Genomic DNA, 3,676 nt, shown 5'->3' on the forward strand with positions numbered 1-3,676 from the left:
CGATTGGGGTAGGGTTATTCATGGGTTCAGCAAGCACTATTAAATGGACGGGGCCATCCGTCCTGCTTGCGTATGCTATTTGCGGCGTTTTTATTTTCTTTATTATGCGTGCAATGGGTGAGATGCTTTATTTAGAGCCAAGTACGGGTTCGTTTGCGACATTCGGTCATAAATATATTCATCCGTTAGCGGGTTATATCACAGCTTGGAGCAACTGGTTTCAATGGGTGATTGTGGGCATGGCAGAGATTATTGCAGTCGGAGCTTATATGCAGTACTGGTTCCCGCATTTACCGGCGTGGGTTCCGGGAATTGTCGCCATGGTCATTCTTGGTGGGGCCAATTTAATTTCGGTGAAATCGTTTGGAGAGTTTGAATTTTGGTTTGCAATGATTAAAATTGTCACGATTGTTCTCATGATTATTGCCGGTCTTGGCCTTATTTTTTTCGGTCTTGGAAACGGCGGCGAAGCGCTTGGCCTGTCGAATTTGTGGGCAAACGGCGGTTTCTTTACAGGCGGATGGTCAGGCTTTTTCTTTGCCCTGTCCCTTGTTATTGCTGCCTATCAAGGAGTAGAGCTTATTGGAATTACAGCAGGAGAAGCAAAAGATCCTAAAAAAACGTTAACAAGTGCAATTCAAAGCTTAATTTGGCGTATTTTAATTTTTTATATCGGCGCCATCTTTGTGATCGTAACGGTGTATCCGTGGAACGAGCTGGATTCACTCGGCAGTCCGTTTGTTTCTACGTTCGCTAAAGTAGGAATTACAGCAGCGGCGGGCATTATCAACTTTGTCGTCATCACAGCGGCCATGTCTGGGTGCAACAGCGGAATTTTCAGTGCGGGACGTATGCTTTACACGCTAGGTGTAAACGGTCAGGCTCCAGCCTTTTTCACAAAGGTCTCTCGAAACGGTGTGCCTATTTATAGTACCGTTGCGGTGATGATAGGCTTAGCGGCGGGCGTTGTCTTAAATTATATTGCACCGCCAAACGTTTTCGTGTACGTGTACAGTGCGAGCGTGCTTCCAGGTATGATTCCGTGGTTTGTGATTCTCATCAGTCAAATTCGTTTTCGAAAAGCAAAAGGAGCGGCGATGGATCAACATCCGTTTAAAATGCCTTTTGCTCCTGTGACGAACTACGTAACCATCGCGTTTTTACTTATGGTGCTTGTAGGCATGTGGTTTAATGATGAAACGCGCATATCGCTGATTGTTGGCATTATCTTTTTAGCTATTGTTGTGCTGAGCTACTATGTATTAGGTATCGGTAAGCGTACGGAAGTAAGGTCTTCTGAAAGACGTAAGCTAGTGAAATAAATGATTTTGTAAGAGAGGCTGAAAAGCATTTTAGTTTAAGGAGAAGATCCGAACGATGAATGTAACGCGTTCGGATTTTCTTATTGATATGGTGAACGTAAGTTTCAGCTTATGGATCTCATTTCTTCGTCTTTAGATTGAATTAATTTTGTATGTCTTAATCTCTTTTGGACAGAAAAGAAGAACCGAAATCAGCGCTTTTCTTAGGCTGTTTTCTTCTTTTATTAATGAGGTGCATGGCAAGAAGGAAAAAGAAAAAAGAAAAAACCAGAGTCAAAAGGGCGTGTTCAGGCATAAGATAATCCAACTCAAGCGAAATGCAAGCGGCATTTTTCTTGAGGAAAGAGTAACTAAAGAAAAGGAAGTGTTCGTATGTCTGGAAACGCTGGATGTGGATATGGATCTGGTTTTGCTTTATTAGTTGTATTATTTATTTTATTAGTGATCATCGGCTGCAGCTGCTACGGCGGAGGCTTTGGCTGGTAATTCACTCATTTAAAAAGCCCTATAAGGGCTTTTTCTATGCTTATAAATAACGTTTTTTTCCGTTTTGATAAATGTTGACGTGAAAGCTATTCATTTCCCCGATATAGAGTTCAGAGGGTAAATCAGCTACTTGGATAGATGAAGTAATTTCTACAGTTTGATACCCCTTTGATTCTAGCGTAACGGTATGAAGTTTAGGCTTATTCATCATTTGTAAAAAAGGCTGTTCATCTTCAAAAAAAGCGCGCTTATCGATTGCTACTTCAAACGTAACAGGCTTTGAACGGTTATTTTCAAAGKAAAGCTTGCAATTTCCCGTTAATATGGTTTCTCTTTTATTAGTCTCGAATGTGCAGTTGCTGTTTTCAGCATCGTAAGAAACAGCATACATTCCTGACAACACGGTCTTTTGCATGACTTCAATCATACACCCAGGGCCAGAAGTAACGATGAACGCAGCTAAAATTGTTAATTTTAAACGATGACGGTTTAAACTTTTATAAAGTAAAAAAAGACTTATTAAAAGCATGATTGCCCACGCATTGTTAGCATAATAGAATCCCGTCATTGTTTCTTCATCTCCATAGAGGGGAAGACCTAAAAAAGAAAAGACAGAATGACTGAGCGGCGTTGAATTAGGAAAAGGGATGTTTAAAATAAAAACAGCTAGTAAAAAGGTGAGTCCTTTTATCAAAAGTGATCGTTCACGAATCATGTTGTTCCTCCTTAGCTATAAATCACGTATCATTATATACTATTATTATCTTATTTTGTAATTAATGGTTATTTAGATGCGCCTGGAGGGAAGATGTATGAAAACTTTTTTATTAGTTAGGCATTGTGAAGCAGAAGGGCAAGAAGCAAAAGCATCACTGACGGAACAAGGCATACAGCAAGCCCAGCAGTTAATGGATTATTTGAACAAGCTGAGTTATCCCATTGATAAAATTATTTCAAGTCCGTACAAACGAGCCGTTCAAACAATTGAACCTTATGCAAAAGATACCGGTCTGCCTCTTCATATAGATCAAAGGCTAGAAGAAAGGCGTTTAAGCGGACAGCCTCTTTTCAACTGGATAGAAGTATTGAAAAGAACTTTTGATGACATAGACTTTAAGGTAGACGGAGGAGAATCGACCAAAGAAGCCACGGTACGTGTTCTAGAGCTGTTTAAAGAAGTAATGAATGAAAAACAGAAAACGACTCTGTTTGTTACGCACGGCAATTTGATGACGTTAATCCTCAGATATTTTGATCCGAAATTTGGCTTTGGTGAATGGTCGCGTTTAACAAATCCCGATGTATATCAAATCGATTTCCAAAAGAAGAACGTTTCCATTACACGGCTTTGGAATGAGCAGAAAACAAATTGATGAAATAAAAGATTTTTTGTGCATTTGTGCACATGATAAGTTTAGCTCAATATAAAAACCTTCTGCCGCATCACAATCCAGAAATGTTGGTAGCCTCAAAGCTGCCCCGTAGGCTTTTAGCAGATACATAATGAGGATAAAGCCTGTCTTAGAACAGAAACTTGCTATTTCTAAATTGATATGTTACACTAAAGTTAATTATTTTTGTTCGGTATGAAATTGAAAGAAGAGAAATATTCTTCAATAGAAATTTTTATCTGGAAATAGTACGATTGAGCAAGGGTAGTAATATATGCGTGGATTAATTCCACCACTGGAGGAAATAGTATGACTGAAGGTACAGTAAAATGGTTTAATGCAGAAAAAGGTTTCGGTTTCATCGAAATTGAAGGCGGAGAAGATGTATTCGTACATTTCAGCGCAATTCAAGGCGACGGATTCAAATCTTTAGACGAAGGTCAAAAAGTGACTTTCGACATCGAGCAAGGTCAACGC

5 protein-coding genes are annotated in these 3,676 nt (G+C 39.6%); 4 read left to right on the forward strand and 1 reads right to left on the reverse strand.

What is annotated here, in order from left to right:
* Both AC1DRF_RS19435 and AC1DRF_RS19440 read left to right on the forward strand, forming a co-directional pair.
* The coding region (locus AC1DRF_RS19435; RefSeq protein WP_477741437.1) for an amino acid permease at positions 1–1,322 on the forward strand (1,322 nt) is incomplete at its 5' end.
* Positions 1,323–1,694: 372 nt separating this feature from the next.
* Positions 1,695–1,808, forward strand: a complete 114-nt coding sequence (locus AC1DRF_RS19440) for a YjcZ family sporulation protein (RefSeq protein ID WP_080781593.1) — start codon at positions 1,695–1,697, stop codon at positions 1,806–1,808.
* A 40-nt stretch (positions 1,809–1,848) separates the two neighbouring features.
* On the opposite strand, the gene AC1DRF_RS19445 is transcribed toward AC1DRF_RS19440, so the two are convergent.
* Entirely contained in the window at positions 1,849–2,523 is a 675-nt protein-coding gene (locus AC1DRF_RS19445; protein ID WP_477741438.1) for a hypothetical protein, read from the reverse strand.
* A 97-nt stretch (positions 2,524–2,620) separates the two neighbouring features.
* On the opposite strand from AC1DRF_RS19445, the gene AC1DRF_RS19450 reads away from it, so the two are divergent.
* Positions 2,621–3,181, forward strand: coding sequence for a histidine phosphatase family protein (locus tag AC1DRF_RS19450; RefSeq protein ID WP_230184429.1), 561 nt, complete (start codon positions 2,621–2,623; stop codon positions 3,179–3,181).
* Between the two features lie 327 nt (positions 3,182–3,508).
* Positions 3,509–3,676 (forward strand): cold-shock protein (locus AC1DRF_RS19455; protein WP_477741439.1); only part of this gene is annotated, 168 nt, incomplete at its 3' end.

It is taken from the genome of Priestia sp. P5_B4 (genome assembly GCF_056400385.1).